The 24,059-nt window shown below is 72.7% G+C and carries 22 protein-coding genes; 5 read left to right on the top strand and 17 right to left on the bottom strand.

Annotation, left to right across the window (positions count from 1 at the left end; translation table 11 throughout):
- Positions 1 to 87: 87 nt before the first annotated feature.
- Both OO48_RS12330 and OO48_RS12325 read right to left on the bottom strand, forming a co-directional pair.
- Positions 88 to 1,446 carry an aspartate aminotransferase family protein gene (locus tag OO48_RS12330; protein WP_033215183.1) on the bottom strand — a complete coding sequence of 453 codons (1,359 nt, stop codon included), beginning with the start codon at positions 1,444 to 1,446 and terminating at the stop codon, positions 88 to 90.
- A gap of 130 nt (positions 1,447 to 1,576) precedes the next feature.
- A complete protein-coding gene (locus tag OO48_RS12325) occupies positions 1,577 to 3,022 on the bottom strand; it encodes a gamma-aminobutyraldehyde dehydrogenase (RefSeq protein WP_033215181.1) in 1,446 nt (481 codons plus the stop codon).
- 266 nt (positions 3,023 to 3,288) lie between these two features.
- On the opposite strand from OO48_RS12325, the gene OO48_RS12320 reads away from it, so the two are divergent.
- The 4 genes from OO48_RS12320 (at position 3,289) to OO48_RS40645 (ending at position 7,247) form a co-directional block, all read left to right on the top strand.
- Positions 3,289 to 3,762, top strand: coding sequence for an Lrp/AsnC family transcriptional regulator (locus tag OO48_RS12320; RefSeq protein ID WP_014138339.1), 474 nt, complete (start codon positions 3,289 to 3,291; stop codon positions 3,760 to 3,762).
- Positions 3,759 to 5,153 carry an aspartate aminotransferase family protein gene (locus tag OO48_RS12315; RefSeq protein ID WP_033215178.1) on the top strand — a complete coding sequence of 465 codons (1,395 nt, stop codon included), beginning with the start codon at positions 3,759 to 3,761 and terminating at the stop codon, positions 5,151 to 5,153. Before OO48_RS12320 ends, OO48_RS12315 begins: the two co-directional genes overlap by 4 nt.
- 221 nt (positions 5,154 to 5,374) lie before the next feature.
- The gene (locus OO48_RS12310; protein WP_033215176.1) at positions 5,375 to 6,097 is read left to right on the top strand and encodes an ABC transporter ATP-binding protein; all 723 of its coding nucleotides are present in this window, start codon (positions 5,375 to 5,377) and stop codon (positions 6,095 to 6,097) included.
- 10 nt (positions 6,098 to 6,107) lie between these two features.
- The gene (locus tag OO48_RS40645; RefSeq protein WP_033215175.1) at positions 6,108 to 7,247 is read left to right on the top strand and encodes a hypothetical protein; all 1,140 of its coding nucleotides are present in this window, start codon (positions 6,108 to 6,110) and stop codon (positions 7,245 to 7,247) included.
- A 65-nt stretch (positions 7,248 to 7,312) separates the two neighbouring features.
- Here OO48_RS40645 and rlmN read toward each other — a convergent pair whose 3' ends face one another.
- The 6 genes from rlmN to rpsB all read right to left on the bottom strand — a co-directional run bounded on the left by rlmN (position 7,313) and on the right by rpsB (position 13,115).
- The gene (rlmN, locus tag OO48_RS12300; RefSeq protein ID WP_033215173.1) at positions 7,313 to 8,413 is read right to left on the bottom strand and encodes a dual-specificity RNA methyltransferase RlmN; all 1,101 of its coding nucleotides are present in this window, start codon (positions 8,411 to 8,413) and stop codon (positions 7,313 to 7,315) included.
- 95 nt (positions 8,414 to 8,508) lie between these two features.
- Positions 8,509 to 9,375, bottom strand: a complete 867-nt coding sequence (locus tag OO48_RS12295) for a phosphatidate cytidylyltransferase (protein WP_033215171.1) — start codon at positions 9,373 to 9,375, stop codon at positions 8,509 to 8,511.
- Between the two features lie 184 nt (positions 9,376 to 9,559).
- Positions 9,560 to 10,117, bottom strand: coding sequence for a ribosome recycling factor (gene frr, locus OO48_RS12290; RefSeq protein ID WP_033215169.1), 558 nt, complete (start codon positions 10,115 to 10,117; stop codon positions 9,560 to 9,562).
- Positions 10,118 to 10,197: 80 nt separating this feature from the next.
- Positions 10,198 to 10,953: a UMP kinase gene (gene pyrH / locus OO48_RS12285; RefSeq protein ID WP_033215167.1), complete on the bottom strand. Its 756-nt coding sequence runs from the start codon at positions 10,951 to 10,953 to the stop codon at positions 10,198 to 10,200.
- A gap of 289 nt (positions 10,954 to 11,242) precedes the next feature.
- Positions 11,243 to 12,082 carry a translation elongation factor Ts gene (tsf, locus tag OO48_RS12280; protein ID WP_033215166.1) on the bottom strand — a complete coding sequence of 280 codons (840 nt, stop codon included), beginning with the start codon at positions 12,080 to 12,082 and terminating at the stop codon, positions 11,243 to 11,245.
- 130 nt (positions 12,083 to 12,212) lie between these two features.
- The gene (gene rpsB, locus OO48_RS12275; protein WP_033215165.1) at positions 12,213 to 13,115 is read right to left on the bottom strand and encodes a 30S ribosomal protein S2; all 903 of its coding nucleotides are present in this window, start codon (positions 13,113 to 13,115) and stop codon (positions 12,213 to 12,215) included.
- A gap of 627 nt (positions 13,116 to 13,742) precedes the next feature.
- Between rpsB and OO48_RS12270 the strand changes: the two genes are divergently transcribed.
- The gene (locus OO48_RS12270; RefSeq protein WP_106970302.1) at positions 13,743 to 14,333 is read left to right on the top strand and encodes a murein hydrolase activator EnvC family protein; all 591 of its coding nucleotides are present in this window, start codon (positions 13,743 to 13,745) and stop codon (positions 14,331 to 14,333) included.
- A gap of 7 nt (positions 14,334 to 14,340) precedes the next feature.
- On the opposite strand, the gene OO48_RS12265 is transcribed toward OO48_RS12270, so the two are convergent.
- From OO48_RS12265 to lepB (OO48_RS12225), 9 genes are all read right to left on the bottom strand, one after another.
- Positions 14,341 to 15,015: a TetR/AcrR family transcriptional regulator gene (locus tag OO48_RS12265; RefSeq protein WP_245194608.1), complete on the bottom strand. Its 675-nt coding sequence runs from the start codon at positions 15,013 to 15,015 to the stop codon at positions 14,341 to 14,343.
- Between the two features lie 110 nt (positions 15,016 to 15,125).
- Positions 15,126 to 15,968, bottom strand: a complete 843-nt coding sequence (gene whiG / locus OO48_RS12260) for an RNA polymerase sigma factor WhiG (protein WP_081952072.1) — start codon at positions 15,966 to 15,968, stop codon at positions 15,126 to 15,128.
- A 1,349-nt stretch (positions 15,969 to 17,317) separates the two neighbouring features.
- A complete protein-coding gene (gene dprA / locus OO48_RS12255) occupies positions 17,318 to 18,754 on the bottom strand; it encodes a DNA-processing protein DprA (protein WP_245194607.1) in 1,437 nt (478 codons plus the stop codon).
- Between the two features lie 117 nt (positions 18,755 to 18,871).
- Positions 18,872 to 20,539 carry a YifB family Mg chelatase-like AAA ATPase gene (locus tag OO48_RS12250; protein ID WP_081952070.1) on the bottom strand — a complete coding sequence of 556 codons (1,668 nt, stop codon included), beginning with the start codon at positions 20,537 to 20,539 and terminating at the stop codon, positions 18,872 to 18,874.
- 1 nt (position 20,540) lies between these two features.
- On the bottom strand, positions 20,541 to 21,011 hold the full coding sequence (locus OO48_RS12245) for a YraN family protein (protein WP_081952069.1): 471 nt from the start codon (positions 21,009 to 21,011) through the stop codon (positions 20,541 to 20,543).
- A gap of 276 nt (positions 21,012 to 21,287) precedes the next feature.
- Positions 21,288 to 21,614, bottom strand: a complete 327-nt coding sequence (locus OO48_RS12240; protein ID WP_030458804.1) for a DUF2469 domain-containing protein — start codon at positions 21,612 to 21,614, stop codon at positions 21,288 to 21,290.
- 56 nt (positions 21,615 to 21,670) lie between these two features.
- Entirely contained in the window at positions 21,671 to 22,138 is a 468-nt protein-coding gene (locus tag OO48_RS12235) for an NUDIX hydrolase (protein ID WP_245194606.1), read from the bottom strand.
- Positions 22,139 to 22,226: 88 nt separating this feature from the next.
- Positions 22,227 to 22,970 (bottom strand): signal peptidase I, encoded by a 744-nt coding sequence (gene lepB / locus OO48_RS12230; RefSeq protein WP_081952068.1) that lies wholly within the window; start codon positions 22,968 to 22,970, stop codon positions 22,227 to 22,229.
- Between the two features lie 167 nt (positions 22,971 to 23,137).
- Positions 23,138 to 24,055 (bottom strand): signal peptidase I, encoded by a 918-nt coding sequence (lepB, locus tag OO48_RS12225; RefSeq protein WP_106970301.1) that lies wholly within the window; start codon positions 24,053 to 24,055, stop codon positions 23,138 to 23,140.
- Positions 24,056 to 24,059: the final 4 nt, after the last annotated feature.

Below are 24,059 nucleotides of genomic sequence, written 5' to 3'. Positions count from 1 at the left end.
AGATCATCGTACTGATGGGTTCGGCAAAGGCGTCACGGGGCCCCGGGCGGATCACCCGGGGCCCCGTGGAGGAGGTGTGGAGAATCGTCAGACGGTGTGCGCGTCGGTGAGGGTCAGCACCTCGTCCAGCACCGCCAGACCGGTCTTGGCCTCCTCCGCGCTGATGTTGCACGGCGGCACCACGTGGAAGCGGTTCATGTTGGTGAACGGCCACAGGCCGCGCTGCTTGCAGGCCGCCGCGAGCTGCGCCATCGGCGCGTTGTCGGCCCCGGCCGCGTTGTACGGCACCAGCGGCTCGCGGGTCTCCCGGTCCTTCACCAGGTCGAGCGCCCAGAACACGCCCAGGCCGCGCACCTCGCCGATCGACGGGTGGCGCTCGGCCAGCTCGCGCAGGCCGGGGCCGAGCACGTTCTCGCCGATGTGCTTGGCGTTCTCCACGATGCCCTCCTCGGCCATCGTGTTGATCGTCGCCACCGCGGAGGCGCAGGCCAGCGGGTGGCCCGAGTAGGTCAGGCCGCCCGGGAACGCCTGCCGCGCGAAGGTCTCCGCGATCGCCCCGGAGATCGCCACGCCGCCCAGCGGCAGGTAGCCCGAGTTGACGCCCTTGGCGAAGGTCAGCAGGTCCGGGGTGATCCCCCAGTGGTCGGCGGCGAACCACTCGCCGGTGCGGCCGAACCCGGCCATCACCTCGTCCAGGATGAACACGATCCCGTACCGGTCGCAGATCTCCCGCACGCCCGCCAGGTAGCCGGCCGGCGGCACCAGGACGCCCGCGGTGCCCACCACGGTCTCCAGGATGATCGCCGCGACGGTGCCCGGGCCCTCGAACGCGAGGGTCTGCTCCAGGTGCGCCAGCGCGCGCTCGCACTCCTGCGCCTCGTTCTCGGCGTGGAAGTTCGAGCGGTACGGGTACGGGCCCCAGAAGTGCACGATGCCCGAGACGCCGGTCTCGTTCGCCCAGCGGCGCGGGTCGCCGGTCAGGGCGATCGCGTTGGCGGTGGCGCCGTGGTACGAGCGGTAGGTGGAGAGCACCTTGTGCCGGCCGGTGTGCAGCCGGGCCATCCGGATCGCGTTCTCGTTCGCCTCGGCGCCGCCGTTGGTGAAGAAGATCTTGTCCAGGTCGCCGGGGGTCCGCTCGGCGATCAGCCGGGCGGCCTCGCTGCGCGACTCCTCGGCGAAGCCCGGGGCGATGGTGCACAGTTGGGCGGCCTTCGCCTGGATCGCCGCGACCACCTTCGGGTGCTGGTGCCCGATGTTGGTGTTCACCAGCTGCGAGGAGAAGTCCAGGTAGCGGTTGCCGTCGTAGTCCCAGAAGTAGGAGCCCCCGGCACCGGCCACCGCGAGGGGGTCGATCAGTGCCTGGGCGGACCACGAGTGGAAGACGTGCGCGCGGTCGGCGGCCTTGACGGCCTGCCCGGCGACCGAGTCAGCGGTGGGAGTGCTCATGCGACCAGCGTAGGGAGCCCTCCCGACCCCGGGCAGCTCCATCCTGTCACGCGAGTCGCGCGCCGCCCTGACAGAGTGAAAAGCCGGGGGCGCGGGGAAGGATCCCCGCGCCCCCGACGGTCACGACCCGCTAGATCGCGGTCATGACGTGCTTGATCCGGGTGTAGTCCTCGAACCCGTACGAGGACAGGTCCTTGCCGTAGCCGGACTTCTTGAACCCGCCGTGCGGCATCTCGGCGGCCAGCGGGATGTGGGTGTTGATCCACACGCAGCCGAAGTCGAGCCGGCGGGACATCCGCATCGCGCGGGCGTGGTCCTTGGTCCACACCGAGGAGGCGAGCGCGTACTCGACGCCGTTGGCGTAATCGACGGCCTGGTCCTCGTCGGTGAACTTCTGCACGGTGATGACCGGGCCGAAGACCTCGTTCTGGATGATCTCGTCGTCCTGCTTCAGGCCGGACACCACGGTCGCCGCCCAGAAGTAGCCCTTGTCGCCGACCCGGTGGCCGCCGGCCTCGACCTTGGCGTGCGCGGGCAGGCGCTCGATGAAGCCGGCCACCTGCTTGAGCTGGTCGGCGTTGTTGAGCGGGCCGTAGAGCACGTCCTCGTCGTCCACGCCGCCGGTCTTGGTGTCGGCGGCGGCCTTGGCGAGCGCCTCGACGAAGGCGTCGTGGACCGACTCGTGCACCAGGACGCGGGTGGCGGCGGTGCAGTCCTGGCCGGCGTTGAAGTAGCCGGCCATCGAGATGCCCTCGACGGCCTCGGCGATGTCGGCGTCCTCGAAGACCACGACCGGGGCCTTGCCGCCGAGCTCCAGGTGGACCCGCTTGACGTCCTTCGCGGCGGACTCGGCGACCTGCATGCCGGCCCGGACCGAGCCGGTGATGGAGGCCATCGCCGGGGTGGGGTGCTCGACCATCAGGCGGCCGGTCTCGCGGTCGCCGCAGATCACGTTGAAGATGCCGGCCGGCAGGTCGAGGTCCTTCAGCACGCCGCCGATGATCTCGGCCAGCAGCACGGTGGAGGCGGGGGTGGTGTCGGACGGCTTGAGCACCACGGCGTTGCCGGCGGCGATCGCCGGGGCGAACTTCCACACCGCCATCATCATCGGGTAGTTCCACGGCGCGACCTGCGCGCAGACGCCGACCGGCTCGCGACGGACGATCGAGGTCAGCCCGTCCATGTACTCGCCCGCGGCCTTGCCCTCCAGCAGGCGGGCGGCGCCGGCGAAGAAGCGCAGCTGGTCGACCATCGGGCCGATCTCCTCGGAGAGGGTCAGCCCGCGCGGCTTGCCGGTGTTGCGGACCTCGGCGTCCACGATCTCGTCGGCCCGGGCCTCGACCGCGTCGGCGACCTTGAGCAGCAGCTTCTGCCGGGTGGAGGGGGTGGAGTCCCGCCAGACCGGGAAGGCGGCGGCGGCGGCCGCCATCGCGGCGTCCACGTCGGCCGCGCCGGAGAGCGGGGAGGTCGCGTAGACCTCGCCCGTGGTCGGGTCGACGATGTCGAGCGTGCGGCCGTCCGCAGCGTCGACGAACTCGCCGTTGATGTAGTTGCGCAGCGTACGAAGCTCGCTCACGGTCTCTCCTCGGTCTGGGCCTGCGTCGTTGCAGCTCCGGGCGTCAGGTTACTCCGGCGTCCGGGTGGCCACGGCATGTCAGCGACAAGCCACGATCGGCGGTGTGCAGGCTCGCGCATGTACGTAGCCAGGGTACTCATTCCGATGCCGGTATCGACAGGGCCTCGCTCCAAGAGCCACGTTTTCCGCGCCCGATCTTCGAATCGGCGACGAAATCAGCAGCACAGTGGCTTGCGATTCCGCCGCCGGTCAGGCACAGTGGCGGCGTGGCCAACCGTGACCGGAACGCCAGCGTTCCCCTCGACGCCGCCTCCAAGGCGATCATCGAGCAGCTCCAGGAGGACGGGCGCCGTCCGTACGCCGCCATCGGCAAGGCCGTGGGCCTGTCCGAGGCGGCCGTCCGGCAGCGCGTCCAGAAGCTGCTCGACCAGGGCGTGATGCAGATCGTCGCCGTGACCGACCCCCTCACCGTCGGGTTCACCCGCCAGGCGATGGTGGGCATCCGCGTGGAGGGCGACATCGAACCGGTCGCCGACGCGCTGGCCGCCTTCGACGAGGTCGACTACGTGGTCTGCACCGCGGGTTCGTTCGACCTCCTCGCCGAGCTGGTGTGCGAGGACGACGAGCACCTTCTCGAACTGATCAACAAGCGCATCCGCTCGCTTCCCGGCGTGCGGAGCACCGAGAGCTTCGTTTACCTGAAGCTCCGGAAACAGACCTACACCTGGGGCACCCGATGACAGCCGACCCGGCCCAGAAGGACCTTTCCAAGACCGCCTACGACCACCTGTGGATGCACTTCACCCGCATGTCGTCGTACGAGAACTCCCCCGTGCCGACGATCGTCAAGGGCGAGGGCACCTACGTCTGGGACGACAAGGGCCGCAAGTACCTCGACGGCCTGTCCGGCCTGTTCGTGGTGCAGGCGGGCCACGGCCGCGAGGAGCTCGCCGAGGCCGCCGCCAAGCAGGCCAAGGAGCTGGCCTTCTTCCCGGTGTGGAGCTACGCCCACCCCAAGGCCGTCGAGCTGGCGGAGCGCCTGGCGAACTACGCCCCCGGCGACCTGAACAAGGTGTTCTTCTCCACCGGTGGCGGCGAGGCCGTCGAGACCGCGTGGAAGCTGGCCAAGCAGTACTTCAAGCTGACCGGCAAGCCGACCAAGTACAAGGTCATCTCCCGCGCCGTCGCCTACCACGGCACCCCGCAGGGCGCGCTGTCGATCACCGGCCTGCCGGGCCTGAAGGCCCCGTTCGAGCCGCTGGTGCCGGGCACCCACAAGGCCCCGAACACCAACATCTACCGCGCCCCGGCCTTCCTGGCCGGCCCCGACGGCACGGTCGACCCGGAGGCCTACGGCCGCTGGGCCGCCGACGAGATCGAGCAGGCCATCCTCTTCGAGGGCCCCGAGACCGTAGCCGCCGTCTTCGTCGAGCCGGTGCAGAACGCCGGCGGCTGCTTCCCGCCGCCGCCCGGGTACTTCCAGCGCCTGCGCGAGATCTGCGACCGCCACGACGTGCTGCTGGTCTCGGACGAGGTCATCTGCGCCTTCGGCCGCCTCGGCACCATGTTCGGCGCCGACAAGTTCGGCTACGTGCCGGACATGATCACCTGCGCCAAGGGCATGACCTCGGGCTACTCCCCGATCGGCGCCACGATCATCTCGGACCGCATCGCCGCGCCGTTCTACAAGGGCGACAACACCTTCCTGCACGGCTACACCTTCGGCGGCCACCCGGTGTCCTCCGCGGTGGCGCTGGCCAACCTCGACATCTTCGAGCGCGAGGGCCTGAACCAGCACGTCCTCGACAACGAGTCGAAGTTCCTGGCCACCCTGAACAAGCTGCGCGACCTGCCGATCGTCGGCGACGTCCGCGGCAACGGCTACTTCTACGGCATCGAGCTCGTCAAGGACAAGGCCACCAAGGAGACCTTCAACGACGACGAGGTCGAGCGCGTCCTGTACGGCTTCCTCTCCAAGGCGCTGTTCGACAACGGCCTGTACTGCCGCGCCGACGACCGCGGCGACCCGGTCGTGCAGCTGGCCCCGCCGCTGATCTCCGACCAGTCGACCTTCGACGAGATCGAGCAGATCCTGCGGACCAGCCTCTCCGACGCGTGGCAGAAGATCTGATCCTCCCTTCCCCACCCTCCGCCGAAGGGCGGTCCCGGCTCCTCACCGCCGGGACCGCCCTTCGGTGCTCCCGGAACGGATCCGCCGGGTCAATCTGCGGGGCGACACGCCGCTTTCGGGGTGATTCCTCCGGGTTCGGGGCAGTGCGCCGCACCCGCACCACCGCCCGATCGTTCTAATCTGACGACTGTCATATCCCCGTCGGCACCTGGATGGATCTCATGTCAGCGGCCCCGCCCGACAACGACGTGCTCTGGGCCCGAGGGATCGTCAAGTCCCACCACGGCACACCCGCCCTGCGCGGCGTCTCGCTGGGCGTCCGCGAGGGCGAGATGCTCGCCGTCACCGGCCCGCGCGGCTCCGGCAAGTCCACCCTGCTCGGCTGCCTGTCCGCGCAGCTCCCGGTCGACGAGGGCGAGGTCTGGTTCCACAGCTCCCCCGTGCACACCCTGGGCCGGACCGGGCGCGAGAAGCTCCGCCGCGAGCGCTTCGGCTACGTCGGCCCCGAGCCGCACCTGGTGCCGGAGCTGACGGCCCGTGAGAACGTCGCCCTCCCGCTGCTGCTGGCCGGTGTCGGCCACCGGGCCGCGTACCAGGCGGCCGGCGAGTGGCTGGAGCGCCTCGACGTCGCCGACTGCGCCAAGCTGCGGCCCGCCGACCTGCGGCAGGACCTGCGCCAGCGGATCGCCGTCGCCCGCGCCCTGGCCCCCCAGCCGCCGGTGGTGTTCGCCGACGACCCCACCGCACCGCTGCACCACGAAGCCCGCGAGCAGGTCCTGCGGATACTGACCAGCGCCGCCCGCTCGCACGCGCTGACCCTCGTCCTGGCCACTCACGACCCGACGCTCGCCCGGTACGCCGACCGCACCGTCCACCTGGTCGACGGCCGGGTCTCGGCCGTGCCCGCGGAAGCCGCCGCCGTCGCCGTCGCCGTCGAGCGCTGAGAGGGCCGCCGTGTACTACCTCAGACTCGCCCGAGGCTACCGCGCCCTCGACCTCGCCCGCGGGCTGCTCACCGCGACCGCCGCCGCCGTGGTCGCCGCCTTCCTGCTGCGCGCCCTCGGCCGTGCCCTGCACGGCACCGGGGGCGACCTCGAACGGCTGCTCTGGTGCCTGCCGCCGCTCGCCGCGGTCGCCTGGTTCGCCGCCGCGGCCGCCCGCGCCGTCCCCGCCCAGCACCCCGAGCGGATCACCGGCCTGACCGCCGCCGGCGCCGGCCCCGCCCGGATCCGGCTGCTGGTGGCGGGCGAGACCGCGCTCGCCTGCGCGCTCGGCTCCGCGTTCACGCTGCTGCTGTTCCTGATCCTGCGCAACGACATCGCCGGGCCCTCGCTCGCCCCCGACGTCGGCATGGGCGTCCCGCTGCCCGCCGCCGCGCCCGTCGCCCTGCTCGCGGTCCTCCCGCTGGTCGCCGGCGTCTCCGCGGCCTGCGCGATCCGCCTCCCCGAGGGCCTCCCGGGCCGGCCCGCCGAACCCGCCGGCTCCCGCTACACCGCGCTGCGGCTGCTGCTGCCCGCGCCGGTGCTGCTCGCCGGGCTCGGCCTCGAACTGTACGGGCTGCGCCCCGACGCGACCGACGCCGAACGCACCCTCGCCCTCCCCGTCGGCCTCCCCGCCACCAGCCCCGCCCTGCTCACCGGCTGGGCACTCGCCGCGCTCGCCCTCGCCCTGTGGACCGGCCCGCTGCTCGCCCTGGCCGGCCGACTGCTCGCGCTGCGTCGGCCCGCACCGCTGCGCCTGCTGGCCGGGCGCGGCCTCACCGCTCAGGCCCGCGGCCTCGGCGTGCCGCTGGCCGTCCTGACCGCGGTCGTCGTGCTGATGCTGGTCGCCTGGCGCAACTGGGCCCGGGCCGGCGCCGGAGCCCCCGCGCTCACCGTGGTCGAGGGCGTGCTCGTCCTCGCCTGCGCGGTCGCGGCCCTCGCCGCCCGCCTGCACGAACTGCGCGCCGCCCGCCGCCCCGCCCTCGACGCGCTCGACCGCCTGGGCACCCCGCCCGGCCTGCTCACCGGCACGGCCGCCCTGCGCACCCTCGCCGCGAGCACCGTCCTGCTGCTGACCGGCGGGCTGACGGTGCTGCTCTGCCCGCTGCTGTAGCCGCGGACGCACCGGGGCCCGGGAGGAACGCGTCCTCCCGGGCCCCGGCGTTCCCGCCCGGACGCTCAGCCCGCGGCGGCCAGCTGCCCGCAGGCGCCGTCGATCTCCTGGCCGCGGGTGTCGCGGACGGTGGTGGGCACGCCGTGGGCCTGCAGGCGGCGGACGAACTCGCGCTCGTCCTCCGGCCGGGAGGCCGTCCACTTCGAACCCGGCGTCGGGTTGAGCGGGATCAGGTTCACGTGCACCCGGCGGTTCTTGATCAGCCGGCCGAGCAGGTCGGCGCGCCACGCCTGGTCGTTGATGTCCTTGATCAACGCGTACTCGATGGACACCCGGCGGCCGGACTTCTCCGCGTAGTTCCACGCGGCGTCCAGCACCTCGTCGACCTTCCAGCGGGTGTTGACCGGCACCAGCTCGTCGCGCAGCTCGTCGTCCGGGGCGTGCAGCGACAGCGCGAGCCGGCAGCTCAGGCCCTCGTCGGCGAAGCGGTGCATGGCCGGGACCAGGCCGACGGTGGAGACGGTGATGCCGCGCTGCGAGAGGCCGAAGCCGTCCGGGGACGGGTCGGTGAGGCGGCGGATCGCGGACAGCACCCGGTTGTAGTTGGCCAGCGGCTCGCCCATGCCCATGAACACCACGTTGGACAGCCGCGCCTCGCCGCCGGGGACCGCCCCCGACTTGAGGTCGCGCATGCCGGCGGCGATCTGCTCGACGATCTCCCCGGTGGACAGGTTCCGGGTCAGCCCCGCCTGGCCGGTCGCGCAGAACGGGCAGTTCATGCCGCAGCCGGCCTGCGAGCTGATGCACATGGTGACCCGGTCCGGGTAGCGCATCAGCACCGACTCGACCAGCGTGCCGTCGAACAGCTTCCACAGCGTCTTGCGGGTCGCGTCGTCGTCGCAGGAGACGTGCCGCACCACGGACATCAGCTCGGGCAGCAGCGCCTCGGTCAGCTTCGCCCGGCTCGCCGCCGGAATGTCCGTCCAGCTCTCCGGGTCGGCCGACATCCGCCCGAAGTAGTGGTTCGACAGCTGCTTCGCTCGGAACGGCTGTTCGCCCAACTCGGCGACGGCCTCCTTGCGCTCGGCAGGGCTGAGGTCGGCGAGGTGTCGCGGGGGCTTGGCGCCGCGCGGCGCGACAAAGGTCAGTTCTCCGGGCTTAGGCATGGTCCGTCCAGTGTCGCAGATGCCGGACGGCCCCCGGACGCGGTGGCGTCACGAGGGCCGGGAAGGGGCTGGGAGGTGCCGGGAGGGCTCCCGGGTCAGCTGCCGACGAAGACCGCGAGCAGCAGCCAGACCACCGGGGCGGTGGGCAGCAGGGAGTCCAGCCGGTCCATGATGCCGCCGTGGCCGGGGAGCAGGGTGCCCATGTCCTTGATGCCGAGGTCGCGCTTGATCATCGACTCGGCGAGGTCGCCCAGGGTGGCGGTGACGGCCGCGCAGCCGCCCAGGATCAGGCCCTGCCACCAGGTGCCGTCGTCGATCAGGTACTGCATCAGCAGGGCGCCGGCGATCATCGACAGGCCGATGCCGCCGGCCAGGCCCTCGCGGGTCTTGCCGGGACTGATGGTCGGCGCGAGCTTGGTGCGGCCGAACTTGTAGCCGACGGCGTACGCGCCGGTGTCGGAGCAGATGGTGACGACCAGGAACAGCAGGATCCGCCAGGCGCCGTCCTCGGCGGCCAGCATCAGCGCGACGAAGGTGGCCAGGAACGGCACGTAGAAGGCGGTGAAGACGCCGGCCGTTACGTCGCGCAGGTAGTTCTCGGGCGGGGTGGCCATCCGGGCGACCATCATCGCCAGGCCGGTCACGGCGAGGATCGCGGCGGCCCACTGACCGCCCTCGAAGTAGCCGGTGACGACCATGCCGACACCGCCGACCAGCAGCGGGACCTGCGGGACGTGGACGTCCTTGCGCTCGGCGAGCCGGCTGGTGAGCTCCCGGATGCCGACGGCCACGGCGGCCGCGACGACCACCATGAAGACCGCCTTGACCACGAACAGCGAGGCCGCGACCACCGCTCCGAGTCCGACGCCCACGCCTATCGCGGCGGGCAGGTTGCGGCCGCCGCGCGGCTTGCGGGGCTGCTGGTCGGTCTGGGCCACGGGGCTCTCCTGGGCGGGGGGCATGAACTGAGTCTGTGCCGCGCCGCCCCCTCGCCATGCCGGGGGCCGCCGCGCGTGACCCGTTTGGTGTCGGCCGGGTCGGGCCGCCGGCCCCGGTCCGGCCGGAGCGGAACCGGCCCGGGTGGAGCCGCGCCCCGGGCCGGGCGGTCTGGCCGCCGGTCCGGGGCGTTGCGGGCGGGGGTCCGGATCAGACCTCCAGCAGCTCGGCTTCCTTGTGCTTGAGCAGCTCGTCGATCTGCGCCACGAACTTGGCGGTCAGGTCGTCGAGCTCCTTCTCGGCGCGACGGCCGTCGTCCTCGCCGATCTCCTTGTCCTTGACCAGCTTGTCGATCGCGTCCTTCGCCTTGCGGCGGATGGAACGGACCGAGACCTTGGCGTCCTCGCCCTTGCCGCGGGCCTGCTTGATGTACTCGCGGCGGCGCTCCTCGGTGAGCTGCGGGAGCACCACCCGGATGACGGAGCCGTCGTTCGACGGGTTGACGCCCAGGTCCGAGTCGCGGATCGCGGTCTCGATGGCCTTCAGCGCGGTCTTGTCGAACGGGGTGACCATGGCCATCCGCGGCTCCGGCACCGAGAACGAAGCCAGCTGGTTGATCGGCGTCAGGGCACCGTAGTACTCCGCGACGATCTTGGCGAACATCGCCGGGTGCGCGCGCCCGGTGCGGATGGCCGCGAGGTCGTCCTTGGCGACGGCGACGGCCTTCTCCATCTTCTCCTCGGCCTCGAGGAGGGTCTCATCGATCACTGTCTGCTCCCTGTCCGGTTCATCTGCTGTTGTCCCGTACCGGTGCCCCGGACGGCTGTTGCTGCTCGGAACCCCGACGCCTAGGCCCGGGCGGAATCCTCGCTGATGAGTGTGCCGATCTTCTCACCCTTGACCGCACGGGCGATATTGCCCTCGGCGAGCAGCTCGAAGACCAGGATCGGCAGCCCGTTGTCCTTGCAGAGGGTGATCGCGGTCAGGTCGGCGACCTTGAGGTCGCGGGAGATCACCTCGGTGTAGTCCAGCGCGTCGAACCGGACCGCCGCGGGGTTGGTGCGCGGGTCGGAGTCGTAGACGCCGTCGACGCCGTTCTTGCCCATCAGCAGGACGTCGGCGTGGATCTCCAGGGCCCGCTGCACGGCGGTGGTGTCGGTGGAGAAGTACGGCATGCCCATGCCGGCGCCGAAGATCACCACGCGGCCCTTCTCCAGGTGCCGGATGGCGCGCAGCGGCAGGTACGGCTCGGCGACCTGGCCCATGGTGATGGCGGTCTGCACCCGGGTCTCCATGCCCTCCTTGATCAGGAAGTCCTGGAGCGCCAGGCAGTTCATCACGGTGCCGAGCATGCCCATGTAGTCGGAGCGGGCCCGGTCCATGCCGCGCTGCTGGAGCTCGGCGCCGCGGAAGAAGTTGCCCCCGCCGATGACGATGGCGACCTCGGTCCCGGCCCGGACCACCGTGGCGATCTCGCGGGCGATGGCGTGCACCACGTCCGGGTCGACGCCGAGGCCGCCTCCGCCGGCGAACGCTTCGCCGGACAGCTTGAGCAGTACCCGGCGGCGTGCACCGCCCGGCGCGGTCTCCTGCGTCTCCTGCATGGACTTTCTCCTTCTCCGCCTGCTGGTCAGCAGGTCTGCAAAGTGCTGGTCACCGCGCCGGGCGTGCGGACCCGGTGCCGTGTACACGAGAGGAGGCCACTGCCGCGGGAACCGGTACGGTCTCCTGCACGGCAATGGCCTCCTCGTCGTTCATGGTGCCGACGCCGCCCCCGGGGGGTGCTGGAGGGCTCGGTCGGCGCGCTCCTCCGTCCTCGCGGACGGGGGCGGTCCCCCTACTTTATGTCCGGCACGGGGCCGGGAGGGGCAGGACGGACCGCGGGAGCGGGTCTCAGGCGCCGACGCGGAAGCGGACGAAGCGCTTGAGGGTGACGCCGGCCTCGTCGAGGACCTTGGCGACGCTCTTCTTGTTGTCCTTGGCGAACGCCTGCTCCAGGACGGCGTTCTCCTTGACGAAGCCGGTGACCCGACCCTCGACGATCTTCGGCAGGGCGGCCTCGGGCTTGCCCTCCTCGCGGGCGGTGGCCTCGGCGACGCGGCGCTCGTTCTCCAGCTCCTCGGCCGGGATCTCCTCGCGGGAGAGGTACTTCGGCGCGAAGGCGGCGATGTGCTGCGCGACGTCCTTGGCGGTCTCGGCGTTCTCCTGGTCGAGCTCGACGAGGACACCGATGGTCGGCGGCAGGTCCGGGTCCGACTTGTGCATGTAGACGGCGACGAAGCCGTCGTTGTCGAACTGCGCGAAGCGGCGGAACACGATCTTCTCGCCGAGGGTCGCGTTGGCCTCGTCCACGAACTGCTGGACGGTCTGGCCCGGGGCGATCTCGGAGGCCAGGGCGGCGTCCAGGTCGGCCGGGGAGGTGGCGGCGACGTGCGCGGCGATCGCGTTGGCGACCTCGACGAACTTGCCGCCCTTGGCGACGAAGTCGGTCTCGCAGTTCAGCTCGACCAGGACGCCGGACTTCTTGTCCTCGGCGATCAGCGCGGCGACGGCGCCGTTGGAGGCGTCGCGGCCCTCGCGCTTGGCAACGCCCTTCTGGCCCTTGATGCGCAGGAGCTCGACGGCCTTCTGGACGTCGCCCTCGGCCTCGTCCAGGGCCTTCTTGCAGTCCATCATGCCGGCGCCGGTGAGCTCACGGAGCTTCTTGACGTCCGCGGCGGTGAAGTTCGCCATGGTTGTGATCTCTTCTCACGTCTCGCGTGTCTGCGTGGGAAAGTGCCGGGGTCCGGGGTGCGGACCCCCGGCACGGGAGAGAGGGGCACCCACCGGCAGCCCGGCCGGTGCCCCTCACCCTGGTGGTACGTCAGGCCTGCTCGGCCTCGGCGGCCGGAGCCTCGTCGGCGGCGGGGGCCTCGGCGGCCGGAGCCTCGGCAGCGGCCTCGGCCGGGGCCTCGGTGTCAGCGGCCTCGGCGGCGGGGGCCTCGGCGGCCTTCTCGCCCTCGAGGATCTCCTTCTCCCAGGCGGCCAGCGGCTGGTCGGCGCCCGGCTCGGCCTTGGCGTCGCCCTTGGCGACACCGGCGCGGGACTTCAGGCCCTCGGCGACGGCGTCGGCGATCACGCGGGTCAGCAGGGTGACGGAGCGGATGGCGTCGTCGTTGCCCGGGATCTTGTAGTCGACCTCGTCCGGGTCGCAGTTGGTGTCGAGGATGGCGACGACCGGGATGTTGAGCTTCCGGGCCTCGCCGACCGCGATGTGCTCCTTCTTGGTGTCCACGATCCAGACGGCGCTGGGCACGCGCTGCATGTCGCGGATACCGCCGAGGGTCTTCTCCAGCTTGTCGTACTCGCGCTGGAGGACCAGGAGCTCCTTCTTGGTGAGGCCGGAACCGGCCACATCCGTGAAGTCGATCTCGCCGAGCTCCTTCAGGCGCTGCAGACGCTTGTAGACGGTCGAGAAGTTGGTCAGCATGCCGCCCAGCCAGCGCTGGTTGACGTACGGCATGCCCACGCGGGTCGCCTGCTCGGCGATGGCCTCCTGGGCCTGCTTCTTGGTGCCGACGAAGAGGACGCTGCCGCCGTGGGCAACCGTCTCCTTGACGAACTCGAAGGCGCGGTCGATGTAGTTCAGCGACTGCAGGAGGTCGATGATGTAGATGCCGTTGCGCTCCGTGAAGATGAAGCGCTTCATCTTCGGGTTCCAACGACGGGTCTGGTGACCGAAGTGGACGCCGCTCTCCAGCAGCTCCCGCATCGTGACGACGGCCATGTGCCGTGCTCCTCGTGTGTTGCCCGGCGCGCCGCGGAGCGGTTGCGTCCTGCGGGGTGCCGGGGTACTCGGTTTTGTCCGTGCCGGTCGGGCGACCGTCACGCCTGACGCCCCGACGTGCCAAGCCGCTCGGCCTGCGTGAGGCTTGCGGCCTCGGCAGGCTCGGCGGACCGAGCGGCACTCGCACCGTGACGCCCGCTCCCCGAGGGGGCGGACCGCCGGTGGCGGGGCGTGCGAAGTCGACCCGGCAGACCGGGTCGCGTGTGAAGTGTACGGGAAGCCCCGAGCGGCGGGCGACTCCCCGCGGCGCCGCCACCCTGTTCAACACCGCCCCGGACGGTCCGCCGCCCACCGTTCACCCCTGCGGGGGACGGCCGTTGTCCACAACCCCCGGCCTGTCCACAGCTCCCGGAACCGACATGTGCGACGGGCACCGCGGGCCCCACCCTGGGGTCGGGTCCGGCCGGCGGTTCCGGCCGTTCTCGGCGGGTGCGCACGGACGGGGCCGGGTGGACGGGCCGGGTGGACGGGCCGGTCGGGCGGGTGGACGTGCGTGCGGGTGGACGTGCGTGCGGGGCGCAAGGCGGGACGTGTCGGTTCGGGTGCTCGGGTTGGGAGTTGGTCGGGGTGCGTTGGGTGCGGTGGGCGCGGGCTCGGCGGCCGGTGGCGCTGCTGGTGGTGCAGGGGGTGGTGCTGGTGGGGCTCGGCGGGTTCGCGCCCGCGCCTGCGCGGGGGGCGGGAACGGGGGCGGCCTCGGTGCGCTTCTCCGCGGCGGGGGCGGCCGGGCCCGGGCGGGGGCGGGCGTGGCCGGTGGGCGACCGGTCGGGACTGCTGCGGCGGTTCGACCCGCCGCCGGCGCGCTGGGCCGCCGGGCACCGGGGGGTGGACCTGGCGGCCGCGCCGGGCACGGCGGTGCGGGCGGCGGCGCCCGGCGTGGTGACCTTCGCCGGGCAGGTGGCCGGACGTCCGGTGGTCGTGGTGACCCACCCCGGGTCGGGTGCTCCCCCGCTGCGGACCACCTACCTGCCGGTGGCGGCCTCCGCGCCGGTCGGCACCACCGTCGCGGCGGGCGACCCGATCGGGGTGGTGGCCACCGGTTCCGGCCACTGCCCGGTCGACTGCCTGCACTGGGGTCTGGTCCGGGGCGACCGCTACCTGGACCCGCTCGCCCTGCTCGGCTCCGGCCGAGCCCGGCTCCTGCCGCTCCCCCCGCCCTGATCCGGGATCAGTGCGCTCCCGGCCCGCCCGCGCCCCCTGCCGTACCGGTTGCCGGGTCGGCTGCCGTACCGGTTGCCGGGCGCAGGCCATCGAGGGCGAAGCGCACGGCGGTGTCGGCGATCTCCTCGACCGCTTCGGGCCGGGCGCCGGGGGTGCCGTCCTCGCCGCGGACGCGTTCGGTCTGGCGGACCGCCGCCTCCACCACTCCCTGGAGCAGCGCAGCCGCGACGCCGGGCCGGTCGTGGCCGAGGTCCTCCAGGGTGCGGACCACCATGGCGGTCAGCCCGGCGTGGGCCGCCCTGATCCTGGCCCGCGCGGCGTCGTCGAGTTCGTACTCGGCGACGGCCACCACCGCGCGGTGCACCGGGTCGGTGGCCAGCGAGAGCTGGCCGCGGACGTACGCCTCGATCCGTTCGACCGCGCTGTCGCGGGCCGTCATGCCGGCCTCGACCTCGGCGGCCCAGAGCGGGAGGTCGACCGTGCAGAGCGCTTCCACCAGTGCGGACTTGGAACGGAAGTACTCGTACACCGAGGACCTGGCGAGGCCGGTGCGCGCCGCGAGGGCGCCGAAGCTCAGCGCCTCCCGCCCGCCTTCCGCCAGCAGGACGCGGGCGGCGTCCAGCAGGGCTGCCCGCTGCAACTGTCGATGCTCGGCCACCGTGGCCGCCCGGATTTTCGGCACGTCCCAACTCTACGGACGCCGACGACCGGTGGGGGCGACATCGCCTTCCCACCGGCCACCACGCGCCGCATCCCGCCGCGCCGTCGACCGGTCGGACGCGTGCCCTGTGCTCACCGGGCGTCGGACATCTTCGCCCGCAGTTGCAGCACCGACTTGGTGTGGATCTGGCTGACCCTGCTCTCCGTCACTCCGAGCACCTGGCCGATCTCCGCCAGGGTGAGGCCCTCGTAGTAGTAGAGCGTCACCACTGTCTTCTCCCGCTCGGGCAGGGTGTTGACCGCCGAGGCGAGCAGCCGCCGCAGTTCGCGGTCCTCGGCGATCTCGACCGGGTTGTCCGCACCGCTGTCCGGCAGCGTCTCCATCAGGGTGAGCCGGTCGCCGCCCTCGCCCGCCGAGTGCAACAACTCGTCCAGCGCCACCACATTGGCCAGCGACAACTGGCTGAAAATGGTGTGCAGTTCGTCGAGCGAGATCTTCATCTCCGCCGCGACCTCGGGGTCGTGCGGAGTCCGTCGCAGCTTGGCCTCCAGCGTGGCGTAGGCCCGTTCGACCGCCTTGGCCTTCTGCCGGACCGACCGGGGGATCCAGTCCAGCGCCCGCAGCTCGTCGATGATCGCACCGCGGATCCGGCTGATCGCGTAGGTCTCGAACTTGATCGCCCGGTCGATGTCGAACTTCTCGATGGCGTCGATCAGCCCGAAGACCCCGGAGGAGACGAAGTCCGCCTGTTCCACGTTGGCGGGCAGCCCGACCCCGACCCGGCCCGCCACGTACTTCACCAGCGGCGAGTAGTGCAGGATCAGCTGGTCGCGGAGCCCGTGGTCACCGGTCTCCTTGTACGAGCGCCACAGCGCCTGCAGCGCCGACTGGTCGGCACCCTTCGCCCGCTCCCCGCCCTTGCCCTCGCCTTCCGCACCGACGCCCGCGCGGGGCGCGGAAGCCGGCGCGGGCACCGTCACCCCGGCGCTCCCGCCCACTCCCGCGCCCGCCCCTGTTCCCGCTCCGGCCCCCGGGCCAGTGCGGTCGGCCGGGTTCGCGGGCGCGCCCACTCCGGGGCGCGGCACGGCCGAGGACGCACCCGGATCCGCTACCGACTGCCCGTTCCCCGGCCCTGGAACGGCTCCGGACGCAGGCCCGGCACCGGCCCCAGGTGCGGACCCGGGTGCGGACCCGGGTGCAGGCAGCGGCACTGATGGCGGTGCGCTCCGCCGCGCGTCCGCGCTTCCGCTTCCGCTCCCGTTCCCGCTCGCGCCGGGGGCCGACGGCTCCGGCGTGCGGGCGGGCGGCGGTCCCCCGGCTTGCCTGCGGACCTGGGTGCTCCGCACGGACGGGTCCTTCGGCTTGGACCGGGCCCCTCGCTTGGCCTGGCCGCGCGCCGGCCGCCCGGTGCTGGACGGGGTCGGGCCCTGCGGCCCGGGCACCGGCTCCACCCCGGACCCTGGCGCGATCCCGACTCCGGCCCCCAGCGCGGATCCCGCAGCGGCCGGCCCCGGCCACTGCCCGTCGACACCCTGCCCGTTGAGGCCGTGCTCGCCGCCCGCCTGGTCGCTTCCGTCCCGGTCCTCGGCGCCGGCCGGCCTGCCGGGCCCGGCACCAGCGCCCGCGTCGGTACCTGCGCCGATGCCTTCATCGGTGCGAGGCCGCAGCTTCGCCACCGCGCCGGACGGCACCTGACCGGTCCGGTCGGCCGGTGGGCGCGCCGGGATCGGCCGGGGCGCGGGCCCCGAGGGGGCCGGCGGGCGTGGGAGGGGTGAGTTGGAGGCGGGGCGGGACGGGGGCTGCGGGGGTGCGGCCGGGGAGCCGCCCGGTCGTGTCATTCCCACGACTCCCCCGGACCTGGCCCGCAGTTCCGCGGCGTTGTGGGTCTCGGCCCCCGTCCCGTCCGGGGACCGACCGTCACCGGTCACCCTGTGTCCGGGAATGTGAGTGGGCATGCGTTGGTCTGCGCCGTTCTGCCGAGTCATGTGCTGATAGGGACGCCATGAGCGAGCGTAGCGTGACCGAGTCGCTGCACAGTGCTACCGCCACTCGGGCGTCGCCCAAACCGGTGGCAGCAAAGGGCGGCGTCGGCGCGTCGCGGTCGGGCCGCCGGGCCCGCCCCGGCCCTTCCGCCCGGCGGACCCACCGACCGGCGCGGACCCGCGCGCCGCTCCGGGCGCCCCCGGGCCGGGCGAGGCACCGCTCGGCGCCCCGGCCGGACCGGACGGACCGCCATCGTCCCTCAACTCGCCCCGCATCACCTCCCGTTGACCGGATGACTCACTCGGAACCCATCACCCTGTCCGACTCTGCCCGGATGCGATCACTTGCGACGCACCAACCTCCAGTGCGCTCCGTGCCGTTCGACGAAGCCGAGCGAGCTCAGCTCGTGGAGGTGCCGGACTGTCGCCGCCTCGGAGAGTGCCGCGTAGTGGGCGATCCGCTGGACCGGCGCGCCGTCCGCGCTGGCGGGCACCGCTTCCAGGACTCGGGCCACCGGTGGCTCCAGGGCGTCCCTCGGCAGGATCGGACCGACCCGCTCCGGTGCCAGGTCGGCCCCGATGGAGCCGATCAGCTCGCCCACCTCGGCGCCGCTGGTGACCATGGTGGCCGCGCCGGCCCTGATCAACGCGTGCACGCCCGCCGAGAGCTCGGAGGTGATCGGGCCGGGGACACCCATGGTGTGCCGGTTGAGGTCCCGCGCCCGCCGCGCGGTGCTGAGCGCGCCGCTGCGCGGCGCGGCCTCGACCACCACCGTGCCGCGGGTGAGTGCGGCTATCACCCGGTTCCGCAGCACGAACCTGAACCTGGTGGGGTTCATCCCGAGCGCCAGCTCACTCACCAGCAGCCCGTCGCGTCCGATCCTCTCGATCAGCGCCTCGTTCCCGCGCGGGTAGCAGATGTCGACGCCGCTGGCGAGCACCGCGATCGTCATCCCGTTGACCGCCAGCGCCCCGAGGTGCGCCGCGGTGTCCACTCCGTGGGCCGCCCCGGACACCACCACCCAGCCCCGTTCGGCCAGCTCGGACCCGAGCTGGCCGGCGACGTGCCGCCCGTAAGCGGTGCAGGCCCTCGATCCGACGACGGCCACCGAGCGCAGGGCGAGCAGGCGCAGCGACGGCAGCCGTTGCGAGGGGACGCCACGCACCCACAGCCCGATCGGGCGGCTGTCGCCGAGGTCGTCGAGTTGGGAGGGCCATTCCCTGTCGCCCGGAATGATGAACTTCCCACCGAGCTTGGCGATCCGTTCCAGGTCGGTGGCCGGGTTGAACTTCCGCAGTCTCTCCTGGTAGGCGGCGATCCGGTCGGCTCCGAGCCCGAGCCGGCTGGCGGGCGCGCCCTCGTAGAACCCCTGCAGCAGCCGGACCACGCCGAGCCGTTGGACGGCCCGCCCGATCGCGGCGTCGCCCGGTTCGATCAGCCTGGTGAGCGCGGCCCGGGCGATCCGCTCGGGCTCGGGCGGATCCGGTGGAACCGTCGGCGCGGCCCACGCCGTGGGGCGGATGACGCGGCACTCGCTCCGCCCTCCGGGCGGCGGACCCGCCGGGTCCGGCCCGCCCGTCGGCGGTACGGCCCGGGCGGGTTCGGCCGGTCCGTGGCGCGAGCGGTGCGCGGCGGGCGGTGCGGCGCCGGGGATCAGGTGTCTGAGCCGTTCGCCGCCGTCGCACGCCGCCGGGGCGTCGGACCGGCCGACGGCCGGTGGGGGCGTTGGGGCGGTGGGGAGATGCGTGTGCGTACGGGGTGCGGGGTGTGCGGTCATCGGTGCTCCTGCTTGCTTCTGCTCGTTCCCGAGGTGCGGGCGGTGGCGGCGGAAAGGGCTCGTCCGCGGTACGGGCCTGATCGGCCGGGCTCCTGGCGGCCCGCCGGGTGGGGCCGGTCAGGAACCGGCGGCCTGGTCGAGGTCTGCGCCGGGGTCGTCGTAGGGGTAGAGCGGGTCGCTCCTGCGGTCCGTGGGGCGGGCGGCGCGTTGGACGCCGGTGCGGAGGGTGAGCGCGCGCTGGACGTCGGACCTGTCGGGGCGGCCCCGGCCGGCGAGGTCCGCCACCGTCCAGGCGACCCGCAGGACGCGGTCGAGGCCGCGCGCGGTGAGCAGGCCCCGGTCGAGATCGCGTTCGGCGTCGGCCAGCGCACCGGATGCGAGTTGCCAGCGCGTGCGCAGTTCGTGCCCGGGCACTTCGGCGTTGGTCCGCCACGGGGTGTCGGCGAGGCGAGCGGCGGCCCGCGCCCGGGCCTCCCGCACGCGTTCGGCGACCGTCGCCGTGCTCTCGGGCCTTCCGCCCTGCTGCATCAGTTCGGCCTTGGTGACTCCGGCGACCTGAACCTGGAGATCCACCCGGTCCAGCAGCGGGCCTGACAGCCTGGCCTGATAGCGGTTGATCATGACGGGTGTGCATTCGCATCCTTCCCCTCTCAGTGAATAGCGGCCGCAGGGGCAGGGGTTGGCGGCCAGGCAGAGCAGGAAGCGGGCGGGCAGCCGCATCGAGCCGGCGGCTCTGGCGATCATCACCTCCCCCGATTCCAGGGGTTGGCGCAGCGCGTCGAGGACCCGGACCGAGAATTCGGGTGCCTCGTCGAGGAACAGCACGCCGCGGTGGGCGAGGGAGACGGCTCCGGGTCTGGGCAGGCCCGTTCCGCCGCCGACGATGGCGGGCATGGTCGTCGAGTGGTGCGGCGCGCAGTAGGGCGGGGTGTCGATCAGTGGGCGGTCGGGTGGGAGCAGGCCGGCCACGGAGTGGATCGCGGTCACTTCGAGGGCTTCGGCGGGGGTGAGCGGCGGGAGCAGGGCCGGCAGCCGTTCGGCCAGCATCGTCTTGCCTGCCCCGGGCGGGCCCTTCAGGTAGAGGTGGTGGCCGCCCGCCGCGGCGATCTCCAGCGCTTGGCGGGCCTCGTACTGCCCGGCCACGTCGGCGAGGTCGGGCCGGCCGGCCTGTTCGGAGGTGAGGTCGCGGACACCGAGGCCGGGCAGCAGCAGACCGGCGAACGAGGAGTCGGGGCGGCCGGTGGACTGGTCCGGCGGTTCGTCGGGGACGGGGGCGTTGGTGAGGATCGCGATGAGCTGGCGCAGGCTGCGCACCCCGATGACGGAGACACCGGGCACCAGTTTCGCTTCGGCGGCGGTCTGCTCGGCGACCACGATCTGCCGGTAGCCGGCGTCGGCCGCCGCCAGGACCGCGGGCAGGACTCCGCGCACCGGGCGCACGCGACCGTCCAGGCCCAGCTCGCCGATGATCAGCAGGCCGTCGATCGACGCGGGGTCGAGCCGTTCGGCGGCCGCCAGGACGGCGCAGGCCACCGCCAGGTCGTACCCGCTGCCGCTCTTGGGTACGGATGCCGGGGTGAGGCCCACGGTGAGTTTTCGCAGCGGCCACTTCTCCCCGCTGTTGGAGACGGCGGCGCGTACCCGGTCGCGGGCTTCCAGGAGGGCCTTGTCGGCGAGGCCCACCAGGCTGAAGGCCGCGAGTCCGGGTTCGAGGTCGGCCTGGACCTCGACCACGACACCGTCCACTCCGACCAGGGCGACCGAGCAGGTGCGGGCGAACGCCATCTCACACCGCCCCGCGCAGGTGCTCGACCGCGGCGGCGCCCCGGCGGGGGTTGACCACGGCGACCAGGTCGATGCGGACTCCGCCGGGCGGTGGAGGTGCCGGGCCGCCGCTCTCCGCGTCGGGCCGCGGCTCGGCGCCCCCGGCCCGCTCGGCGGCAAGCACCAGGCGGAAGAAGTGCACCGGCCAGCGTTCGACGAGCCAGCGCTCGGCGAGGTGGCGCAGCCGGTCGGCCTTGGTCTGGTCGATCGCCTCGGCGGGCTGTTGGAAGCCCTGCTCGGAGCGGGTCTTCACCTCGCAGATCGCGAGGACGTCCCCGTCGAGCGCGACGATGTCGAGCTCGCCCTCGGCGCAGCGCCAGTTTCGTTCCAGGATGCACAGCCCGTGCTCGGCGAGCCGACGGGCGGCGACCTCCTCGCCGTAGCGACCGAGGCCGTTGGTGGACGTCTTGTTGGGGTTCTGCACGGCAACCACCTCCGGTCGGAAGGTTGCCGTCACACGCCCGGGACGGGCCAGCCGAATGGCTCGACCTGTGGATAACCCGGGCCTGTGGATAACTCCGCTCACCCGTTCGAGCGACAAATCGAAAAATGCGCTGGACAGTGCCCGACCGGCGCGGTCAATCTCGGTGACCCGGGCACCACCGCAGCTCACGGAGGTGCGGAAGCCCCGGCAGGAAGACGTGGTCGGCCACGCCGTTCCCGCCCGACACCGGGCCCCGCGGGGGCCGGCCGCTCAGCCGCGGAGCGGTCAGTTCCCGAAGGCGGAGTCGTCCGAGGGCAGTTCGAGATCGCTCTTGGCCAGCTCCTCGATGTTCACGTCCTTGAACGTCAACACACGGACCTTCCGGACGAACCGGGCCGGTCGGTACATGTCCCAGACCCACGCGTCCGCCATCGACACCTCGAAGAACACCTCGCCCTGCACCGAGTGCACCTGGAGGTCATAGTCATTCGTCAGGTAGAAGCGCCGTTCGGTTTCGATCACGTACTTGAACAGGCCGACGACATCCCGGTACTCCCGGTAGAGCTTGAGCTCCATCTCGGTCTCGTACTTCTCGAGGTCTTCGGCACTCATTCCAAGCGTCCCCTCACTCGTCACGTCCACCCCATTGTGGACCACCGAGCCCGTGCTCAGAGCCTTACTGGCTCTTCTGGCGGCCCTTCCGTCAGAACCCGTGCCACCAGTTCGGCAAGTCCCCGCGGGTGGACGGCCTCCCCGGTGGCCCTCAACTCCCCCAGCGTCCACCAGCGGACGGCCAGCAGCAGCGCGTGTTCGTCCGCCCCGCTCTCCGCCAGTGACACCGCCGTCCGTGTGGTGCGGGCCAGCCGGAACCACTGCTCCTGTCGGTACTCCCTGCCCCGGAAGGAGAACTCCGCCGTGCCGTACGCGACCAGCGGCCCCCACTCCACGTCCGTCAGCCCGATCTCCTCGGCCAGCTCGCGCCGGGCCGCCCCGTCCGGGCTCTCGCCGGGTTCGATGCCCCCGCCGGGCGTGATCCACCAGGTGGTACCGGGCTCGGCCGGGTCCGTCCCGCGCAGCAGCAGGACGCGGTCCTCCGGGTCCAGCAGCAGTACCCGAACGGCTCTGCGGTGCTCCACCGCCACCTGGATCGGCTCCGTCCTGAGGCGCTGGGCGCGCCTCCTCGCCGGGACCGGCACCGGCGCCGGTCCGTCGTCCGCCCCGGGGTCAGGCCCTGCGCCGTCCCCGCAGCCGACGGGTCAGCGAGACCGCCCAGCCCGCCGCGGAGGCGACCACGATCAGGGCCGCCCCGCCGGCCGACGTCCAGGCGGCGGGCAGCAGCGGGCCCGGCCGGTGGGCGGTCGGCACGCCCAGGTCGTCGAAGGCCGGGACGCGCGACTCCATCCCGGCCCGGGACAGCGGCCGGATCACCGCCTCCACCCTCGCCTTCACCCCGGAGGCGGGCACCGAGCCGGACTCCACGTCGAGGTGGCTCCGCGAGTCCAGGGAGTTCCCCCGGAAGTCGCCGAGCAGGAACAGCCGTCCCTCGGGCACCGTGACCGAGAACTCGGTCGCCCCCATCCCGACGGTCTCCAGGTATGGCTCGGACACCTGGTGCCCGTTGACGGTGATCCGCCCCTCCCGGTCGCCGGAGACGGTGTCCCCGCCGACCGCGACCACGCGCTTCACCAGGGTCGCGTTGCCCCAGTCCTGGTCCTGGAAGACCACGATGTCGCCGCGGCCGGCCGACCCGCCGGTGCGGGCCAGGACGGTGTCGCCGACCGCCAGGGTCGGGCTCATCGAACCGGTCGGGATCCGGTACGGCCGGTACTGGAGGGCCAGCACCGCGAAGCCGCCGACCAGCATCACGAAGCCGAGCGCGATCGCCACGCCCTGCACGATCGACGCGGTGTTCCGGCGGCGGGCCGATCCGGTCCCGGTGTGCGAGGTCCGCTCCGCGACGCTGCTCATCGGCTCCGCCCTCTCCTGGCTCCCGGCTGCTCCGATCGAGCACCGGCGGCCCGGCCGCGGTCGGCCGTCCCGGTCCGGACAGCGCTGCGGGCCGCGGCACGTGCGAGCAGATTACTCGCCAGTACCACGGCCCGCGCAAGAGGCGTACCCGGCCGGTCGGTGTCCGGTCAGCGGCGGCGCCGGCGCAGCCACCACACGGCGGGGACGGCGAGCGCCGTACCGGCCGTCGTCGGAGCGAGCGGTCCGGCGGCGGAGAGGCCCTTCTGGTCGAAGGTGTCGGGCACGGGCAGCGTCGCCCAGTCGCCGATCGGCCAGGCCACCACGAACGCACGGCCGACCACGTTGTCCACCGGCACGGTGCCGCCACCGGGCTGGTCCATGTGGTACCGCGAATCCAGGGAGTTGCCGCGGTGGTCGCCCATCACCCAGATCCTGCCCTTGGGCACGTTCACCGGCCCGAACGGCTTCTCCCCGCACGGGGTGTTGCCGGGGAAGATGTACGGCTCGTCGAGCGCCACGCCGTTCACCTTGACCGGGCCGGAGCCCTGGCACTCCACGGTGTCGCCGCCGACCGCGATGACGCGCTTGATCAGGTCCTTCTCGTCGCTGGACGGCATCAGGCCGATGAAACTGAACACGTCCTGCACGCCGCGCACGAAGGAGTTGTCACTGCGCTGGGTCGGCTCGTCGTTCAGCCAGCCGCCCGGGTCCTTGAAGACCACGACCTCGCCGCGCTCCGGCTCGGCGCCGAACCAGGGGGTGAGCTTGTCGACCAGGACGCGGTCGCCGACCTGGAGCGTGTTCTCCATCGACCCCGAGGGGATCGAGAACGCCTGGACGAAGAAGGTCTTGATCACCAGGGCCAGGATCAGCGCGATGCCGATCAGGATCGGCAGCTCCTTCCAGAAGGAACGCTGCTTGGGTGCCTTCTTGGGCGGTGCCGCCTCGTTCCCGTCGGCTTCCGCCCCGGCCTCGGCGTCCCGGGGCGCCTCGCCGTCGCCGGCGTGCGCCCCCTCCTGGTTGCCCACGGGTTCCCCGTCGGGCTCCGGAGCACCTGAGCGGGCACCGATCACCAGATCCCCCACGACA

Source organism: Kitasatospora phosalacinea (genome assembly GCF_000716545.1).
In the GTDB taxonomy this organism is placed as follows: domain Bacteria; phylum Actinomycetota; class Actinomycetes; order Streptomycetales; family Streptomycetaceae; genus Kitasatospora; species Kitasatospora phosalacinea.
The sequence above is the reverse complement of the archived record's forward strand: the minus strand, read 5'-3'. Positions and strand labels throughout refer to the sequence as shown.